Source organism: Streptomyces sp. NPDC104814 (genome assembly GCF_055583185.1).
The window spans coordinates 239104-254794 of the sequence record NZ_JBVJOL010000006.1 but is presented as its reverse complement, the minus strand read 5'-3'; the positions used below and the strand labels follow the sequence as shown (position 1 = coordinate 254794).

Annotated in this window: 14 protein-coding genes, 1 tRNA gene and 1 pseudogene; 10 read left to right on the top strand and 6 right to left on the bottom strand. The window is 71.7% G+C overall.

What is annotated here, in order from left to right; genetic code table 11:
- Positions 1-458 precede the first annotated feature (458 nt).
- Complete coding sequence (locus tag ACZ64A_RS21825) at positions 459-1247, bottom strand: dioxygenase family protein (protein ID WP_469812296.1); 789 nt, start codon at positions 1245-1247, stop codon at positions 459-461.
- A 106-nt stretch (positions 1248-1353) separates the two neighbouring features.
- Here ACZ64A_RS21825 and ACZ64A_RS21820 point away from each other — a divergent pair, with 106 nt between their 5' ends.
- Entirely contained in the window at positions 1354-1881 is a 528-nt protein-coding gene (locus ACZ64A_RS21820) for a MarR family winged helix-turn-helix transcriptional regulator (RefSeq protein ID WP_469812294.1), read from the top strand.
- Positions 1882-1894: 13 nt separating this feature from the next.
- On the opposite strand, the gene ACZ64A_RS21815 is transcribed toward ACZ64A_RS21820, so the two are convergent.
- Positions 1895-3439, bottom strand: coding sequence for an MFS transporter (locus ACZ64A_RS21815; RefSeq protein WP_469812292.1), 1545 nt, complete (start codon positions 3437-3439; stop codon positions 1895-1897).
- A gap of 206 nt (positions 3440-3645) precedes the next feature.
- Complete coding sequence (locus tag ACZ64A_RS21810; protein WP_469812290.1) at positions 3646-4290, bottom strand: TetR/AcrR family transcriptional regulator; 645 nt, start codon at positions 4288-4290, stop codon at positions 3646-3648.
- A 350-nt stretch (positions 4291-4640) separates the two neighbouring features.
- Here ACZ64A_RS21810 and ACZ64A_RS21805 point away from each other — a divergent pair, with 350 nt between their 5' ends.
- From ACZ64A_RS21805 to ACZ64A_RS21785, 5 genes and pseudogenes are all read left to right on the top strand, one after another.
- Complete coding sequence (locus ACZ64A_RS21805) at positions 4641-5954, top strand: M6 family metalloprotease domain-containing protein (protein WP_469812288.1); 1314 nt, start codon at positions 4641-4643, stop codon at positions 5952-5954.
- 119 nt (positions 5955-6073) lie between these two features.
- Complete coding sequence (locus tag ACZ64A_RS21800; protein WP_469812286.1) at positions 6074-7666, top strand: helix-turn-helix domain-containing protein; 1593 nt, start codon at positions 6074-6076, stop codon at positions 7664-7666.
- 118 nt (positions 7667-7784) lie between these two features.
- Positions 7785-8034, top strand: a pseudogene (locus ACZ64A_RS21795) (GntR family transcriptional regulator).
- Positions 8031-8288, top strand: a complete 258-nt coding sequence (locus ACZ64A_RS21790; RefSeq protein WP_469812284.1) for a GntR family transcriptional regulator — start codon at positions 8031-8033, stop codon at positions 8286-8288. The pseudogene ACZ64A_RS21795 and the gene ACZ64A_RS21790 overlap by 4 nt, the downstream one beginning before the upstream one ends.
- A 72-nt stretch (positions 8289-8360) precedes the next feature.
- Positions 8361-8436 (top strand) — tRNA-Arg (locus ACZ64A_RS21785).
- Positions 8437-8530: 94 nt separating this feature from the next.
- On the opposite strand, the gene ACZ64A_RS21780 is transcribed toward ACZ64A_RS21785, so the two are convergent.
- Both ACZ64A_RS21780 and ACZ64A_RS21775 read right to left on the bottom strand, forming a co-directional pair.
- Positions 8531-9286: a hypothetical protein gene (locus tag ACZ64A_RS21780; protein WP_469812282.1), complete on the bottom strand. Its 756-nt coding sequence runs from the start codon at positions 9284-9286 to the stop codon at positions 8531-8533.
- 80 nt (positions 9287-9366) lie between these two features.
- On the bottom strand, positions 9367-10293 hold the full coding sequence (locus ACZ64A_RS21775) for a hypothetical protein (RefSeq protein WP_469812280.1): 927 nt from the start codon (positions 10291-10293) through the stop codon (positions 9367-9369).
- 90 nt (positions 10294-10383) lie between these two features.
- Between ACZ64A_RS21775 and ACZ64A_RS21770 the strand changes: the two genes are divergently transcribed.
- The 4 genes from ACZ64A_RS21770 (at position 10384) to ACZ64A_RS21755 (ending at position 14408) form a co-directional block, all read left to right on the top strand.
- Positions 10384-11229, top strand: a complete 846-nt coding sequence (locus tag ACZ64A_RS21770; RefSeq protein WP_469812279.1) for an ASCH domain-containing protein — start codon at positions 10384-10386, stop codon at positions 11227-11229.
- 126 nt (positions 11230-11355) lie between these two features.
- Positions 11356-13002, top strand: a complete 1647-nt coding sequence (locus tag ACZ64A_RS21765; RefSeq protein WP_469812277.1) for a serine hydrolase — start codon at positions 11356-11358, stop codon at positions 13000-13002.
- Between the two features lie 114 nt (positions 13003-13116).
- A complete protein-coding gene (locus ACZ64A_RS21760; RefSeq protein ID WP_469812275.1) occupies positions 13117-13377 on the top strand; it encodes a hypothetical protein in 261 nt (86 codons plus the stop codon).
- A 143-nt stretch (positions 13378-13520) separates the two neighbouring features.
- Positions 13521-14408, top strand: coding sequence for a prohibitin family protein (locus ACZ64A_RS21755; RefSeq protein WP_469812273.1), 888 nt, complete (start codon positions 13521-13523; stop codon positions 14406-14408).
- A 36-nt stretch (positions 14409-14444) separates the two neighbouring features.
- Here the strand turns inward: ACZ64A_RS21755 and ACZ64A_RS21750 are convergent, their stop codons facing one another.
- Positions 14445-15659 (bottom strand): MFS transporter, encoded by a 1215-nt coding sequence (locus ACZ64A_RS21750; protein WP_469812271.1) that lies wholly within the window; start codon positions 15657-15659, stop codon positions 14445-14447.
- Between the last annotated feature and the right edge of the window lie 32 nt (positions 15660-15691).

The window sequence follows — 15691 nt, the reverse complement described above, 5'->3', positions numbered from 1 at the left end:
CGGGTGGTCCGTCGGACACTCGGCACGGCGGGAGGCGCCGCCGAGGTCTTCCGGACCCTCCTCCGGACTCCTCGGACTCTCCTCGGGTGCCCTGCATCCGATGGAAACAACGACTGGAATCCGGACAGAATTCCCAACCCGACCCCCGATTTTTCTGATCATGCAGTACCCTGTCCGGCCGCACGCCGCTGTGCGGCGCCGACAGGCACCGAGAGGTGCAGGTCAGGGCGGGGGTGAAGCCCAGCGAAGGCCACCCTCGCGTCCCTCATGCACAGCTCCGCTCCCTGCGCGGGTGAGACGCCCGTCACACACGGCGCGACCGCCCTCACCCACCCCGGGAGAGCGCCTTGCTCACCGCTCTCCCACCCCGGAAGACGACCGGTACGCGCCGAAGGTTGCCGCGCGGGCGAACTCACAGCCTTTTGAGGGACAGGGCATATCCGGCCTTTATGCGGGCGTCAGCCGAACTGCACCGAGCGCTTGGCGAGGCCCATCCAGAAGCCGTCGATCACCGACCTCTGGTCACCGAGTTCCCCGGCGGCGTCGGCCGCACCCATGGTCACGAACAGCGGGGCGAAGTGCTCCGTGCGCGGGTGGGCGAGCCGGCCGGCCGGGGAGCGGTGCAGGAAGTCCAGCAGGGCGTCGGTGTCGCCGCCCTCCAGGGCCCGCCGCCCCCAGTCGTCGAACTCCGCGGACCAGGCCGGGGTGGAGCCGGCGTGCCGCAGCGCGGCGAGGTTGTGGGTGAAGAAGCCGGAACCGACGATCAGTACGCCCTCGTCGCGCAGCGGCGCGAGCCGGCGGCCGATCTCCATCAGCCGGACCGGGTCGAGGGTCGGCATGGAGACCTGGAGGACGGGGATGTCGGCGCCGGGGTACATCTCGACGAGCGGCACGTACGCGCCGTGGTCCAGGCCCCGGTCGGGGATGTCCTGCACCGGCATACCGGGGGCGCGCAGCAGCTTGCGCACGCTCTCGGCCAGCTCCGGGGCGCCCGGCGCGTCGTAGCGCACGCGGTAGTAGTGCTCGGGAAAGCCCCAGAAGTCGTAGACGAGCGGCACGGTCGTGGTGGCGCCGAGGGCGAGCGGGGCCTCCTCCCAGTGCGCGGAGACCATCAGGATCGCCTTCGGCCGCGGCAGTGCGGCGGACCAGGCGGCCAGCTCGCCGGGCCAGACGGGGTCGTCCGCGAGCGGCGGGGCGCCGTGGCTGAGGTACAGGGCGGGCATGCGCTCCTGGGTGGCGGCGGACATCGGCACTACTCCCAACAAAGAGATGCTTTAAAACTAAAGCTTTCCATTCTCCGAGGGTACGCCCGATTTGTTTAAGATTCAAGAACAGGAGCCGTACAGTGGAGTCATGACCACGGCACCCGCATCCTCCGCCTCCTCCCCCGCCGCGGAACCGCCCCGCTGGCTCACCGCGGAGGAACAGCGCGTCTGGCGCGCGTACCTGCACGCCACCACCCTGCTGGAGGACCACCTCGACCGGCAGCTGCAGCGCGACGCGGGCATGCCGCACATCTATTACGGCCTGCTCGTGGGCCTGGCCGAGGCCCCGCGCCGCCGGCTGCGGATGACCGAGCTGGCGATGCAGGCGAAGATCACCCGCTCCCGGCTCTCGCACGCCGTGGCTCGGCTGGAGAAGAACGGCTGGGTACGCCGCGAGGACTGCCCCTCCGACAAGCGCGGCCAGTTCGCCGTCCTCACCGACGAGGGCCTGGAGGTGCTCCGGCGCACCGCGCCCGGCCATGTCACCGCCGTTCGCCAGGCGCTGTTCGAGCGGCTCAGCCCGGCACAGCAGAAGGCCCTCGGCGAGATCATGGAGATCGTCGCCGAGGGCCTCCAGCCCAACGAAGCGGGTGCGGACCTGCCCTGGCTCCGCTAATTCAGGCGGGCGCTCAGTGGGCCACCACCGGCACCGGCACCTCGTCCTCGATGCGGTCGCCGTCCCCGGAGGCCACCGTGGTGGAGCCCGGACGGCCGGCGTTGACGAAGGTGAAGGCGATCAGCGCGGCGACCGCGAGGATACCGACGGCGAACCAGATCGCGGTGCTGTAGCCGTGCACCATGCCCTGCAGCGCGACCAGCTGCTGCTGCGGCTTGCCGGCGGCGGACGCGATGTGGTCCTTGACGTACGACGTGGTCGCGGACGCGGCGATGGTGTTCAGCAGGGCGGTGCCGATCGCGCCGCCCACCTGCTGCGAGGTGTTGACCATCGCGGAGGCCACACCGGCGTCCCGGGGCTGCACGCCCTGGGTGGCCAGGGACATCGCCGGCATGAACGCCGTACCCATGCCGAGGCCGAGCAGCACCATCGCGGGCAGCAGCTGCGTGCCGTACGAGGAGTCGATCTTCAGCTGGGTCAGCACCAGCATGCCGAGCGCTGCGACCAGGAAGCCGGGGCCCATCAGGAAGCGGGCCGGGATCCGGGTCATCAGCCGGGTGCCGATCTGGGTGGAGCCGGTGATCATGCCGGCCACCATCGGCAGGAACGCGAAGCCGGTCTTGACCGGCGAGTAGCCCTTCACGACCTGCAGGTAGTAGGTCAGGAAGAGGAACAGGCCGAACATGCCGATGATCGCGAGACCGAGGGAGAGGTAGATACCGCCGCGGTTGCGGTCGGTCACCACGCGCAGCGGCAGCAGCGGGGCCTTCACCCGGGACTCGACGAGCGCGAAGGCGATCAGCGAGACGGCGGAGATGACGAACATCGCCACGGTCACGGTGTCGCTCCAGCCGTCGGACTCGGCGCGGGTGAAGCCGTAGACCAGCGCGACCAGGCCGAGGGTGGACAGGACCACGCCGGGGATGTCGAGCGGGGAGCGGTTGCGGCCGCCCTCCGGCTCACGGATGACGAAGTAGGCGCCGAGCGCGGCGACGATGGCGAACGGGATGTTCACGAAGAACGTCCAGCGCCAGTCCAGGTACTCGGTGAGGAAGCCGCCGAGGATCAGGCCGACCGCGCCGCCACCGCCGGCGATGGCGCCGTAGATGCCGAACGCCTTGGCGCGCTCCTTGGCGTCGGTGAACATCACCGCGAGCAGGGACAGGGCGGCGGGCGCGAGCAGCGCGCCGAAGGCACCCTGCAGCGCGCGGGCGCCGAACATCATCGCGCCGGTGGTCGCCGCACCGCCGAGCGCGGACGCGGCGGCGAAACCGCCGAGGCCGAGGACGAAGGCGCGCTTGCGGCCCCACAGGTCGGCGATACGGCCGCCGAACAGCAGCAGACCACCGAAGGCGAGGGCGTAGGCGGTGACGACCCACTGCCGGTTGCCGTCGGAGATGCCGAGGTCGGTCTGGGCGGAGGGAAGGGCGATGTTCACGATGGTGGCGTCGAGGACGACCATCAGCTGGGCGAGCGCGATGAAGACGAGCGCCTTCCAGCGGTTGGCGTCGCCGCCGCTGCGGACGGCGCCGGGAGCCTTGAGGGCTGTTTCGGACATGGGGGTACCCACTTCGGGACTTCGTGACGGAAAAAACGTGTGGTAAAGGAAAAATCGGTAGCCGAAGGAACGGCTCGGCCCGGGTGGGGGCCGGTGAGGTCACCGTCCGGTGTGCGGACGGACGGCGGCTGCGGAACGCCGTTCGTTGTGCAGACGGACAGCGCGTGTGGAACTAATCGCTCAGGTGTGGGTCTCGGGTGTCGGGCTCAGGCGGTGCGCAGGTCCTCCACGGTCGCCGCCGTGCCGGGCAGGGTGGAGCGGGCCGGGGCCCGCAGCCCGTCCAGGAATAGCTGCAGATGGCGGTGGACGAAGCGGTCGAGGCTGCCGCAGCCCGTGCCGGCCGGGGGCCGGCTGAGCTGTGCGACGGCGATCACCAGATCGCCGACCTCGACGTCGGTGCGGAGCTGGCCGGCCGCCTTGGCACGGTCCATGAGCTCCGCGATGAGGCGTTCGGCCCCCTGCCGCGCCGCCTCCAGGTCGGGGTGGTTCTTGTCGAAGGTCGTGGCCACCATCGGGCACAGCGCGCTGATCCGCTCGTCGGCGGCCGTGTGCGCGAAGCGCTCGAGCGCCTCGAAGGCGTCCCCGGTCTCGGCGAGTGCCTCCTCGGCCGCCCGCGCCGTACGGTCCATGACGGAGCAGACGACCTCGCGGACGAGGGCGTCGCGGTCGGGGAAGTTGCGGTACACCGTGGCGTTGCCGACGCCGGCCCGGCGGGCGACCTCGTCGAGCGGCACGTCGGGGCCGTGCTCGACGAACATCTCCCGCGCGGCGGTGACGATGCGCTCGCGGTTGCGCAGGGCGTCGGCACGCGGCCGGGTCACCTTGCGCGGCGCGGTTGCGGTGATCGTCACGGTGTACTCCTCGGGGTGTCTGTCCGGGTGTCTCTGGGGTGCATCTCCGGGGGTGCCTCACGATCCGGGGATGCTGTCCCCGTTTCGCGCGAACACCTGACTAAACGGGGAGACCGTCCCCGGTTATTTCCCTCCGCCGGAGAGATTTCCGGTGACGTGGGTCACAGGCGACTTTCTCCGCTCCGGCGCCCGCTCGACACCCTCATCACGGCCACCGCCCCCGCACTCCCATCCCCCACCATCCGACCCCCGATCGGCCCGCTCCAGCGCGCGAGCGCCCCGCCTGCGACAGAGGGTGATCGCATGGGTGCAGCCGGGAGTCGGCGGCTGCCTGGAGGGAAGGGCCCTGCATGCAGCCGCAGCGACCCCGGAGGGGAACGCACCGCCGGATACGCCCGCGCCGCACGGCCGCCCTCGCCTCCGTCACGCTGCTGACCCTCGCCGTCAGCACGTCCGCCGGCAGCGGGCACCTGATGCCGGGCGCCTCCCCGGCCGGGGCCGGTCCCGTCGCGGCGCTGTCCCGGTCCACCGCACTGGGCCCCTGCATGATCAGCGGCGGCCCGTCCGTCCAGATGTCCGAGGGGGTGCCCACCGCCGGCGGCTACGCGCACTCCACGGGGACCGTGCGCGCGCTCACCCTGATGATCGACTTCCCGGACGCGCGGGGACAGGGCAAGGCGATGGACCGCTTCCACGAGTTCTTCCCGCAGACCCAGCGATGGTTCCGCACCGGCTCCTACGGCCGCCTGGACTACCGCCCGTTCACCCCGATCCCGGACTGGCTGCACATGCCGAAGCCGTTCAAGGCGTACGGCATAGAGCGCGGCGCCCCCTTCGACCCGGGCTACCGCGCGCTGGTCCAGGACATCGTGGCCACCGCCGACGCCCAGGTGGACTTCAGCGACTACGACCTGCTCAACGTGCTGGTCACGCCGAACGCGGGCCCCTCCGCGCTGGACACCGTGCTGTCGGTGACGTTCGCCGGCAACGCGGAGGCCCCCGTCGCGGACGGCGTCCCGATCGCCAACGCCTCGTTCGTCTACTCCCGCCAGGACGACGGCTCCGGCTCCTACGCCCGCACCGGCTACCGGGTCCTGCCGCACGAGAACGGCCATGTCTTCGGGCTGCCCGACCTCTACACCGCGGACGGCGGAGGCGCGGTCGGCCACTGGGACATCATGAGCGAGGACTGGGGTGCCGACAACGACCTGCTCGGCTGGCACAAGTGGAAGCTGGGCTGGCTCGACGCCGACCAGGTCCGCTGCGCCGCCTCCCCCGGGACCGCGGAGTTCCCCCTCACCCCGCTCGCCCGGTCCGGCGGGCCCAAGCTGGTCTTCGTCCCGCTCGACGCCCGTACCGGATACGCGCTGGAGCTGCGCACCCGGGAGGGCAACGACGAGGCGGTGTGCCGGCCGGGCGTCCTGATCTACCGGGTGAACGCCGGGGTGGACACGGGCATGGGCCCGGTGCAGGTGTACGACTCGCGCCGCAACAGCGGCGGCTGCACCCGCAGCCCGAACGTCCACGCCGAGCTCTCCGACGCCACCTTCGTCCCGGGCCAGACCTTCGAGGACCCCCGGCACGGCATCCGCATCACGGTGACGGAACCGGACGGAGAGGGCGGAGCCGAGGGCGAGGTGCTGGTCCGGGTGACGCGGAGGTAGAACGACGGTGCAGCAGCACGAGAACCCCCGGCGGCCGTCACACGAGGGACCGGCCACCGGTCCTGCGGATACGGTGTGAGCGAGATCGTCCCCCCGCCAGCCCGGAGACCGTACGGCCCATGCATCCGCCCGACGCCGCCCACCCGACCTCCGGGGCCACCGCGCCGCCCCCGGCGGAGGCCGTCACCCCGCTGATCCGCGGTGTCGCCGTACTGCACCGCCTCACGGAGGCGGGCGGCACGCTCAGCCTGAGCGCCCTGGAGCGGACCACGGGCCTGGCGCGCTCCACGGTGGACCGCATCACCTCGACCCTGGCCCGCATGGGATACGTCCGCCTGGACGGCCGCGACGCGATCCTGACCCCGCGCGTGATGGAACTGGGCAACGCCTACCTGGCGGCCCTGCGCCTGCCGGCGCTGCTGTCGGCACCGGCGGACGCGCTGGCGGACGAACTGGACGAGTCGGTGTCGCTGGCGGTCGCCGACCGCGACGGCATCCGGTTCATCCACCAGGCGACCCGGCGCCGTGCGATGTCGCTGAGCTTCCGCATCGGCGACCTGCTCCCGGCCGAGCGCACGGCCCCCGGCCCGCTCTTCGCCACCGAGTGGACGGACGCCGGCTGGAGCCGCTGGCACGAACGCCGGGCGGCGGACCCGCGAGACGCCGCCTTCACGGCCGTACCCCCGCGCGAACGGCCGTACCCGGCCGAGGAGTTCGTCCACCGTGCCCGGCAGGCGGCGCACGACGGCTGGTCCCTGGACGACCAGCTGATCGAACCGGGCCTGGTGGCGGTCTCGGCGCCGGTGCGGGACCCGGGGAGCGGGCGCATCGCCTGCGTGGCGAGCGTGGTGAGCCACACGAGCCGTCACACGGCGGACGACCTGGCGGCAAGCCTGCTCCCGCGCCTGCGGGAGGCGGTGGGAGCGATGGAGAAGGCCCTGACCGCGGCCCCCACTTCGCAGCCCGCCCCGCCTCCCCCCACCGGCCTGGCGACGTGGACGACGGCGTCGAAGAACGAACTGGGCCGCACCTTCGTCGAATCCCTGGCACGCGGCCTGACCGTCCTGACGGCGTTCGGCGAGGGCAGAGGAACGCTGACCCTCACGGAGGTGGCCCAGGCGACGGGCCTGGCGAAGGCGACCGCCCGCAGGGCACTGATCACGTACGAGCACCTGGGCCTGGTCGAAGCGGCGCCGGACCGCACGTTCTCCTTGACCCCGCGCGTGCTCTCCCTCGGCTTCCCACCCCTCTCGCGCACCACACTGCCGGACATCGCGGAGCCCCATCTGAGGGACCTGACGGCCCGCATCCAGGAATCGACGGCACTGGCGATCCGCACGCCGTCCCCGCAGCAGATCCAGTACGTGGCCCGCGCGACGCACCACAGGGTCATGAGCGCGAACATCCCCCTGGGCACGGGCCTGCCCTCGTCCCAGACCTCGGCGGGCCGCATCCTGCACCCACCGGCCGGAAAGCCGGCCCCCTACGTCCTGCTGAACGCGGAACTGGAAGCAGGCCTGCGCACCTTGGCCGTCCCGCTCCACGACGCCGACGGCAAGGTCCTCGCCTCCCTGACCACAGCGACACACGCGGCCCGCCGCACCCCGGAGGCCTGCGTGGAGACCCTCCTCCCGGAACTCCGCACAACGGCATCCCACATAGAAAAAGACCTCCACACAGCATCCCGCTTCACGCGGGTCCCCTCTATGTGAGGCCCATTTCCGCGCCCTCCCGCCGGGCGAGGACAACGCGGACACGCGGACCACCCGAGAGCGTGATGATCACGGAACCCAGGGACACAGCGCGCCCCGATCCTCCACGCTGACCCCCATGGACCTTGATCGCACCCGCCCCCTCTGGCACCAGATCGCGGCGGAGATCACCCACCGCATCAAGGACGGCACATACCCTCCGGGCAGCCGGGTGCCGTCCACCCTGGAGATCGCCCAGGAGTTCGGCGTGGTGAACGCGACGGCTGCGAAGGCCATGCGGCACGTGAGGGAAGCAGGGCTGGACACGCGGCGAGGTCGGCCTGGGCACCTTCATCTCCGACCCGCTGCCCCCGGATGCCTCCGCATGAGCCCGGACGCCGGGATCGACCCCGGCGCGCCCCTCACGCCGTACCGGCAACTGGCGGAGATCCTGCGCGCGCAGATCCGACGCGGCGACTGGCAGCCCGGGCGGATGCTGCCGAGCGAGGCGCGGCTCGTGCAGCGGTACGGGATCGCCCGGACGACGGTGCGCCGGGGTCTCGGCCTGCTCGCCGACGAGGGCTGGGTGTACGCGGTACCCCAGCGAGGCTGGTTCGTCTCGGACCCTCCCCCGGCAGACTGACGACCTTGCTCCCTCCCCCGGCCAGACGCATCCGCTACCCTGTCATCAGCCGTCCGGGCATCCGGCGGCGCCGCCTTCGTAGCTCAGGGGATAGAGCACCGCTCTCCTAAAGCGGGTGTCGCAGGTTCGAATCCTGCCGGGGGCACCAGCACGAACGGCTCGGACCGATCTTGGTCCGGGCCGTTTTGCTGCTGTCACGGGTTTCTTGATCGGTGAGATCGGCGGGGCCGTGGCGTGCTCGGTCAGTAGCGGTGGCCCGGCCAGTGGGGGGCCGTCCAGCGGGCCTCGCCCGTGAGGGCCAGCAGGCTTATGCGGTGTTGCAGGTCCTGCGGTGCGCCGGAGGCGCGGAGGCGGGGTGCTGCGTGGGCGAGGAGCCAGGCGACCAGTTCTGTGCGGGTCTGGTCCTCGTCGTGCTCGTACCAGTCGACGTGCCAGGGCAGGCCGTCTCCCAGGAGCTCGTACTCCCACTCCGCGGCCGCCTCGGCGAGGCGTCGGTCGCTGAGCTGTCCGGTGTGGGTCTCCCAGTCGGCGAGCCAGGGGGCGAGCGTTCCGGACGCCTCGGCGCACATCGCCAAGACCTGGTGCGCCGGTACGGCCGCGTCCGGATCGGTGAAGGTCTGCACCCACCATGCGTGCAGGAACTCGCGTACGGCGTACGCCTGTTCCTCGGGCCACTGCTGCCAGCGGCCCCGGGCGAAGGAGTATCCCACCTCTTCGAGTCCGAGCAGGGGCTCCACCCGGCCGGCGACCAGGGTCCTGGCGAACTGCGGCAGGATGCGGCGCAGTACGGCGGCGTGGTCCGTCCAGTCGACGGCCTGCCAGGTCCGGCGCAGGAGGTCGGGCTCCAGTTCCACGTCCGGTGTTTTCAGGAGGGAGAGCTCCTCCTCGCTGCCCCAGTGGCAGGTGCAGTTGCACTCGTCCGGATGCGCGGTCATACCGCGGAAGGTGGCGGAGAGGCCGTCCAGGGCAGCGGTGAGGCGGCGGCGTGCGGGATGCATGGGTGACCCGGCCTTCGAGGACTCCGTACGGCTTTCGCCGGCCGAAGATCGGTACCTTACCCGGCGAGGCGGGCGGCAGGTCACAGATGGCGGTCGATTCTCTTCTCCCGCATCAGGTCCTCCAACTCCTGTTCCGACAGCGGGTGCAGGGTGTTCAGGAGGTGCCGGAGTGCCGGCTCGGCGACCGTCTGGCTGGTGACCTCGAACTCCGCCGTGCCCCGGCGGCGGGTGAGGGTGATCTCGTGGGTGCCTCCGGGGAAGTCGCGGATGCTCACCATGTCGCCGTGGACGTCCACCCTGCAGGTCACGTCCTTCTCCGGGGGTTCGGGGCATCGGAGGGTCCCGGCGGACGGCGCGCGTACGACGAGGCCGGCGTAGCCCGTCTCGTAACCCTCGCGGACGGGGCGGTAGTCGACGAGGAACGTGGCCGGGTCGAGTACCGCGTGGGAGACGCGCAGGCCCGTCGGTGCCTCACCCAGGTACAGGAGCTCCGGATGGTCCCGGTACCGCGCGACTTCCGCCTCCTGCCGGTCCTGCCCTGCCTGCGCCGGGCCGATGAAACCCCCGTAGGCCACCGCGCCCGCCAGCGCGGCCACCCCGCCGAGCCGCACCCACCGGCTCGGCACGAAGAACGCCGCCGCGATGGCGTACGGCACCCCGGTCAGTGCGATCCGGGTGCCGGCGCTGCCCAGGTCGACGTCCCTGCCGTAGGTGGCGACGCCTGCCAGGACGCCGAGCGTGCCGAGGACGAAGACCAGGACGGCCCAGCCCAGCCGCCGGGGCGGGGAGCCGTACAGCGGCCGCACGGTCCGCATCGGCAGGGCCGACAGGACCAGCAGGCCCACGACCAGCGGCACCGCGCACACGAGGACCACGGCCGCCGCACCGATGCCATCGGCCCAGCCGAACGCCAGCAGCCCCACACCGAGCACCGGCACCGCGGCCGCGGTCAGCGCCCAGACCAGGAGGAGATGCAGCGCCGTCAGCGTCCCTCTGCCGTCCTTCATACCGGGGAGCCTGTCAGGCGGCGCCGTGGCACCACATGAGTACGCATACTCAGTCGCCCACACGGGAGGCACCGCCCTAGGCTGCTGTCCATGGCTCATGACCTGCGGCATCTCAGCCAAGAAGACCTGGAGTTGGTCGAGTTCGCTCGACGGATCGTGGAGGAGCACGGGGACGGGGAGGTGCATACCGTCGGGGCCGCTGTGCGGGATGTGCGGGGGCGGGTGTTCGGGGGGATCAACCTCTACCACTTCACCGGTGGGCCCTGTGCGGAGCTCGTGGCGCTGGGGCATGCCCGGGCCGCGGGAGCGCGCGAGCTGGCGGCCATCGTCGCCGTCGGTGACAACGGGCGCGGGGTGCTCGCGCCGTGCGGGCGGGACCGGCAAGTCCTGCTCGACCATCACCCGGGCATCCGCGTCCTCGTGCCCACGGACGACGGGGTCCGCGGCATCCCTGTCGCGGGTCTTCTGCCGTACGGCTATGTGTGGGCGGATCAGTCGGGAACGCAGCCGACCCCGGAGTCCGCCACGGAGTCCGCCGCGCAGCCGACCCCGGAGTCCGCCACGGAGTCCGCCGCGCAGCCGACCCCGGAGTCCGCCGCGCACCCAGGCACGGAGTCCGCCGCGCAGTCCCTCTACTTCCACCGGGACTATCTCGACGCCGTCCGCTCGGGGCGCAAGACGACCACGGTGCGGTGCGGGGCTTCCGTCGGCACGGGTCCGGTCGACCTCGTCTTCGAGCTGGACGAGAACCTGGTGCTGCCGGGGGTCGTGACCGCGCTGCATCACAAGAAGGCCGGTGAGCTGACCGAGGAGGACGCGGTCGCCGACGGGTTCCCCGATCTCGCCACGCTGCACGACCGGCTGCGGTACCACTACCCCGCCATCGGCCCCGGCGACGACGTCACCGTCGTTCACTTCCGCCTGGCAGGCGACTGAACCGCACGCCGCGCACCTCCTCACCCGCTTGGCGATCCCCGAGTGCCGCCCGGCTCCGCTGCCGCGAGCATGGAAGCGGCGCCGGCCGTTGCCCCTGAGGGCCCTTGAGCGTGAGGAACGCGGAGCATGCCGAAGCAGAGTCCCAGGAACACAAGCACGGGCCCGTGGTGCCGGGCGGTGCGGGTCGGGGTCGTCGCCGTGCAGTTGGGGGCGCTCGGGGCCGTGCTGTCCGGGTGCAGCGGTCTGACCGCCGCCGCCAGCGACGACCCGTCGTCCACCGCCTCGCTCGCGCCCACCCCGCCGAAGCAGCCGCCGCCCCAGTTGACTCCGGAGCGGGTCAAGGCGGCGGTGGGGAAGCTCGACGGGCTCGTGGAGAACGCCATGCGGCAGACCGGCGTGCCAGGTGTCGCCGTGGGGGTCGTCTACCGGGACAAGGTCGTCTACGAGAAGGGCTTCGGCGTCCGGGAGCTGGGCAAGAGCGGCAAGGTCGACGGCAGGACCGTCTTCCAGCTGGCGTCGGTGTCCAAGCCGCTGGCCTCCACCGTGGTCTCCGCGGCCGTGGGGCACAAGGTCGTCGGCTGGGACGATCCCATGGTCAAGCACGATCCGGGCTTCGCGCTGAAGAATCCCTACGTCAGCGCGAACGTGACGATCGCCGACCTGTTCTCGCACCGCAGCGGGCTGCCCGACCACGCCGGTGATCTGCTGCAGGACCTGGGGTATCCCAGGGACTACATCGTGGAGCACCTGCGGCTGGAGCCGCTCACGCCGTTCCGTGCCAGTTACGCCTACACCAACTACGGCCTGACCGCGGCGGGCGAGGCGGTGGCCGCCGCGGCGAAGACGGGCTGGCCGCAGCTCGCGCAGGACACGCTGTTCAAGCCGCTCGGGATGGATCACACCAGCTACCGGCGCGCCGACTACGACAAGGCCGCCGACAAGGCCGCGGCCCACGTCCTGGCCGGCGGCCACTGGAAGCCGTCCGTCACCGAGAACGCGGACAGTCAGGCGCCGGCCGGCGGGGCCAGCTCGAACGTCGACGACCTCACCAAGTGGATGCGGCTGCAGCTGGCCGACGGCGTGTTCGGGGGGAAGAAGCTGGTCGACGTGGACGCACTGGTCCAGACCCGCGTTCCGCACTCCGTCGCCGGCCCCCCGCATGCCCCGGCCGGCGCGCCGAGCTTCTACGGCCTCGGCTGGAACGTCGGTTACGACGACGGCGGCGCCCTGCGTCTGAGTCATTCCGGTGCCTTCGAACTGGGCGCCGCGACCACGGTCACCCTGCTGCCCGGCGAAGAGCTCGGCATCGTCGTACTGACGAACGGGCAGCCCGTCGGCCTGCCCGAGGCGGTGGCCGGGGCGTTCCTCGACATCGCCCGGCACGGCCGGCAGACCGTCGACTGGCTGCCCTTCTACCGCAAGATCGTGCAGGCGGCCGCGTACGCGGGCGCCTCCCCCACCGACTACGCGAAGCCGCCCTCGGGCGCCAAGCCGGCCAAGGGCGACGACGTGTACACGGGCACCTATGCGAACGACTACTACGGGCCGCTCACCGTGAGCCGTGACGCCAAGGGCAACCTGAGCATGACCCTGGGCCCGCGCAAGATGGCGTTCCCCCTGACGCACTACAACGGGGACACGTTCAGCTATCGCACGCAGGGCGAGAACGCCGTGGGCCTGTCCGGTGTCACCTTCCACGTCGACTCCGGCAAGGCGACGAGCGTCACGGTCGAACACCTCGACGCCAACAAGCTGGGCACCTTCACGCGCTGACGCCGGTTCAGCCGGTGCCCGGCGCCCTCCTCAAGATCGCTTGCCGGGCCCGCGGGCGGCTGACAGACTCCCGCGGGCGGCCACGCGCGTGGCGGCACGTCGGGGAGGGATGTCATGGGGCCGGGAATCCTGTTGCTGGTGGTCGGGGTGGCCGGAGTGTGCTGGGGCGCCCTGTTCGCCTTCGACGTGCGGGGTGCCACGGGCAAGGTCGTGGCACCCCGCAACGCCGTGCGGGCCGTGACCGCCGCCCGGACCCTGGACATGTCGCTCGCCCAGCCCTCCCGGTTCGGCCCTTGGTTCTTCCGGTACGTGGGAGGCGTCGTGCTGGCCGGCGGTCTGTTCCTCAGCGTCGTGGGCCTCGTGCTGACGTTCTAGCGCGGCGGTGCCGGGCGGGCGTGTCGGGCGGCCGGGGCGGCGGGTGTTGCGTGGTGGGGGTGGTGGCGTCGGTCTTGGTCGCTACGATGCGCGCGGGGTCGCGCCCCAGGGGCGCGGAAACGTTTCCGGAGGGGGAATCGCCTGTGTTCGTGCTGTCCATCGTGCTGCTCATAGCGGCCGTTGTGCTCTTTGTCGTCGGCCGCCGTCGTGACGAGACGAGCTGGAAGCTCGGGGCGGCGCTCGGCGCCGTGGCGGGGCTGCTGGCGGCGGCGTTCGCCTGTGTCCATGTCGTGAGTGCCTACGAGGTCGGCGTGCCGGTGACCTTCGGGAAGATCGGTACGCCGCTGACGTCCGGCGTGCACTTCAAGTCGCCGTTCACGGACGTCACGTCCTTCTCCACCCGCCCGGTCGACCTCGACCTCAACGGCAAGGACGTCGTCGAGGTCCGCTCCTCGCAGGGCGGTGTGCTGTACGCCGACGTCACCATCAAGTGGGCCGTGGTGCCGGCGAAGGCGGTCGAGCTGTACCGGCTGGCGGGCAGCGAGGAGGCCGTCGAGCAGCGGCTGGTGCTGCCCGACAGCCGCGAGATCATCCGCAACGTCTTCGCGAAGCACACCAGCGAGGAGGGGTACGCCTCCGCGCGCGAACAGATCGGCGCGGAGATCGCCGGCCTCGTCAAGGACCGTCTGGCGCCGCGCGGGATCGACGTCACCACCGTCAATCTGCGCAATGTGCGGCCGTCGGACAAGCTGCAGGACCAGATCGACAAGAAGATCCAGCAGGAGCAGGCCACCGAGCGCGCCACGGAGGCGGCCCGCACGGCGAAGGCGGAGGCGGAACGCAAGCGGATCGAGGCGGAGGGCATCGCCGCCGCCAACAAGATCATCGAACGCTCGCTGAGCGACAAGGTGCTCTACAACCAGTGCCTGGAGGCCTACAAGGAGGCCGCGAAGTCCAACCCGGTCTACGCGGTCCCCTGCGGCACGGACACGAACGGCACCCCGGTGATCGTGGACGGCAGCAAGAAGTGACTCCCCACGGCCACGTCGGGGTGGTCGTGTCCGGGCTCACCCGGTGGTGTGTTCGGGGCTGGGGGAAGGGTGGGGGGTGACGGGGTTCGGTTCGGGGTGCTGCGGTGATGCGTGGGCCAGGAGCAGGGTCACCGTCAGGGAGGACGCGGACAGGACGGCCATCGCCGTCGAGGCGGTGGTGAGTTGGGCCAGGGTGCCTGCCAGGGTGGCGCTTGCTCCCTGGAGGGTGAGCATGCCTGCCGAGTGGAGGCCGAGGGCGTGGCCGCTCAGGGACTCGGGGGTGAGCCGCATCAGGCGTTCCTGTTGCAGCAGGCTCGCGCCGAAACCCGCCGACGCCATCGTCGCCAGTACCGCCGCGAGCCACAGCGGGGGGTGCAGGGCGAACAGGGCGTAGGGGGCCGCCAGCAGGAGCAGGAGGGGTGTGATCAGGCGCGGGCGGAGTGCGGGCGGCACGAAACGGCCCACCGCCAGGTCGCCGAGCAGCATCCCCAGCGCCGCGCACGCGAACAACGTGCCCGCGGAGGCAGGGCTGTACGGGACGTACAGGGACTCGCAGCCGACGATCAGGCCGTTGGGGATCCAGAGGCCGAGGTAGGTGAGGCGGCGGGGGCGGGAGGACCACAGGGTGCGGTTCGTCCGCCAGGTCGTGCGGATCGACGGGCGGCCCTCGGCGCGGGGCGCGCGCCGGGTCAGGCCCCAGCGGGTCACCGCCGCCGACACGACGTACAGCGCCGCCGACAGCAGCAGGGTCGTGTGCGGGCTCAGACAGGCCAGCAGCGCTCCCCCCAGGCCGTAACCGGTGATCTGCATCAGGCCGCTCAGCATCGTGAACACCGAACGGCCCAGCAGATAGCCCTCCTTGGTGAGGATCTGGTTCAGCAGGCCCCAGCGGACTCCGCCGCCGAGCGACGCCACCAGGCCCTGCGTGAGGATCACCAGGAACACCGACCACATCGGCAGGGCGGGGACCGCGAGCACCGCCGTGCCCGCCGCGAAGGCCAGGGAGATCGCCGTCAGGGCCCGCCGGGGCGGCAGGCGGTCCGCGCCCGACAGGAGCAGCGTCGCGCCCAGGACCTGGGCCAGGGACGGGCCGAACATGCTCACCGCCGACAGCAGCGGTGAGTCCGTCGCCCGGTACACCAGCGTCGCCAGCGCCAGACCGCCCGTCGTCTGGGCGGCGGTCAGGGCCGCCGAGGACAGGAAGAGAGGGGTGAACTCCGGGGTGCGGAACAGATCGCGGTAGCTGCGCATGTCCCACACCGTCCGGTACGGCGCGCGGCAGC